Annotated in this window: 3 protein-coding genes; all 3 read right to left on the bottom strand. The window is 76.8% G+C overall.

From position 1 onward, the window contains the following. Positions 1-26: 26 nt before the first annotated feature. Entirely contained in the window at positions 27-410 is a 384-nt protein-coding gene (locus ACFV0G_RS38530) for a DUF3040 domain-containing protein (RefSeq protein WP_380558300.1), read from the bottom strand. 317 nt (positions 411-727) lie between these two features. Further along, a complete protein-coding gene (locus ACFV0G_RS38525; protein WP_380558297.1) occupies positions 728-1,480 on the bottom strand; it encodes a methyltransferase domain-containing protein in 753 nt (250 codons plus the stop codon). Positions 1,481-1,550: 70 nt separating this feature from the next. After that, a complete protein-coding gene (locus ACFV0G_RS38520; protein WP_380558294.1) occupies positions 1,551-2,120 on the bottom strand; it encodes an SAV_6107 family HEPN domain-containing protein in 570 nt (189 codons plus the stop codon). Between the last annotated feature and the right edge of the window lie 142 nt (positions 2,121-2,262).

The following is a 2,262-nucleotide window of genomic DNA, read 5'->3' as shown; positions in this document are numbered from 1 at the left end:
CAGCCTCGCTCCTGTCCAGGCGGCCGTCAGAGGCCGTCGTGCTCGTCCCTGCGGCGCTGCCACCGCTGTTCCATACGATCCATGACGTTGGCCTTGCGGCGTGGAGCCGGGGCCGCCTTCGGGCCTGCTCCGTGCCCCATGGCGCCGCGCCTCCAGCCGGTGACGGCGAGGACCGCGCAACCAAGCATCACCAGGAACCCGACCACGCTCAGCCAGATCAGCTGGGCGACCATGCCTCCCATGAGGAGGCCGATCCCGACCACGAACCCCGCGACGGCCAGATAGACCCGTCGGCGGGTGTAGGTGCGCAGCCCGGTTCCCTCAAGCGCCGACGCGAATTTGGGATCTTCGGCGTACAGCGCTCGCTCCATCTGCTCGAGCAGTCGCTGCTCGTGCTCCGAGAGCGGCACGGAGTCCTCCTACTCGTCGGTCGCGGGGCGACCGGTCCGCCAACCCCCGGCCCGGCCTTGTGTGGCCAATATGCCCCAAGCGCTCGGGTGTCATGCTTTCCGGCTTTACCCAGATCATACGGTCCGCGGGCCGGGTTCGGGATGGTCAGCGGCACGTGCCCTGGGCCACGTCCCGGCGGCCTCGCACAGGTGCCAACGGTCCGGCGGGCGCACAAGTGCCCGGGAGTTCGGAATCAGTGCAGGACAGTGCTGTTCCGGCCACCGCCGGGAGGCGGCCGGACACCGCCGGCGACCGGCCCGGACGGGGCGCCGCCCGGTCAGACCAGGGCGGCGAGCAGGTGCAGCTGGGTGGCGACGGCGTGGAAGGCGGGCTGCTCAGCGGCGGCCCGCTCCAGCTCGAGCAGCGACTCCAGTGCGCCGGGCTCGGTGTCCACCAGCACCCCGGGGACGAGGTCGGCGAAGACCCGGACGCCGTGCACGGACTGCACCCGCAGCCCGGCGGCCGCGGCCAGCTCGCCGAGCTCCTCGCCGGTGAAGCGGCGCGGCATCGGGTCGCCGGCGCCCCAGCGGCCGTCCGCGGCACCGAGCACCGTGCGGGCCTCGGCGAAGTGGCCGGCCAGGGCGCGGGCGAGCACGGCACCGTTGCGGTTGGCGGCGAGCAGGCTGACCAGGCCGCCCTTGCGGAGGGTGGCGCCGAGGTTGCCGAGCGCCTCGGCCGGGTCGTCCACGACCTCCAGCACGCCGTGGCAGAGCACCGCGTCGACCGAGCCGGCCGGGACGACGTCGGGCAGCGTCTGGGTGTCGCCCTGCACGGCGCTCACCAGGTCGGTGACGCCGGCCTCGGCGGCCCGGCGCTCCAGCGCGAAGAGCGCGTCCGGGCTCGGGTCGACCACGGTGACGCGGTGGCCGAGCCGGGCCACCGGCACGGCGAAGTTGCCGGTGCCGCCGCCGGTGTCGAGCACGTCGAGGACCGGCCGGTCCAGCTCCGCGGCGCGCTGCTCCAGCGCAGCCCGCACCACCTCCCAGACCACGGCGGTGCGCAGGGCACTGCGGGGGCGCGTCGGGTACACGGCGGGGCTCCTCGTCCAGGGGTCGGTCACCGAACGGCACCACCTTATGCCCTGCCGCCCCCGGGGCCGGTCAGCCGCCCTCCAGCGGTAAGGGCTGCTGCGGGACGGCCGGGGCGAGGCCGAGCAGGCGCTCCACGATCCGCAGGTACAGGCCGGTGTTGCGGATCAGGTCGTCGGCGTCCCGGGCGCCGGCGGCGCCGCGGATGCCGGCCTCCGCGGCGGCCCGGCGGCGGGCCCCGGCCGCGAAGTAGCCGGCCCACTCGGCCAGCTCGGGGGCGACCTCGGGCAGCAGCTCCCAGGCGCTGCGGATGGCCTGGCGGCGGCGCGGGTTGCGCTCGGCGCGGCCGCGGACGGCGAGCACCGCCGCGGTGGTGCGCAGCGCGGCGAGGTGGGCGGTGGCGTACCGCTCCAGCGGGTCTGGGCTGCTGCGGGCGGCGGTGAGCGTGCGGTGCGCCTGGCGGAGCAGGTCGAGGGCGGCGGGCGGTGCGCCGGTGCGGCGCAGCACGGGGTGCACGTCCGCGGCCCGGCCGGTGCGGCCCGCGGGGCCGGCGGGGGCGGTGCGGTCGGCGGGTGCGGGGTCGGCGGGCAGGGTGTCGGCGGCAGGGTGGCGGGTGACGCGCTCGGGACGGCTGATGGTCATGGTGTCCCCCGGTCCGATACGGGTGCCCGGGCCGGGCGGCCCGCGCCCCTCCAGCGTGGCAACCACCACTGACAAGCCCGGGCGGGCCGGTCCGCGGGCATGCGGCGGGGCGGCGGTGCCCGGCCGGGGCGACCCCCGTCGC

The organism is Kitasatospora sp. NPDC059571 (assembly GCF_042735675.1).
In the GTDB taxonomy this organism is placed as follows: domain Bacteria; phylum Actinomycetota; class Actinomycetes; order Streptomycetales; family Streptomycetaceae; genus Kitasatospora.
Note: the sequence above shows the minus strand (reverse complement) of the source record. Positions and strands in the feature narration are given on the sequence as shown.

Excerpts from the sequence above, each read along its gene's own strand:
- ACFV0G_RS38520 (WP_380558294.1), bottom strand. The coding sequence starts at position 2,120 with ATGACCATCAGCCGTCCCGAGCGCGTCACCCGCCACCCTGCCGCCGAC.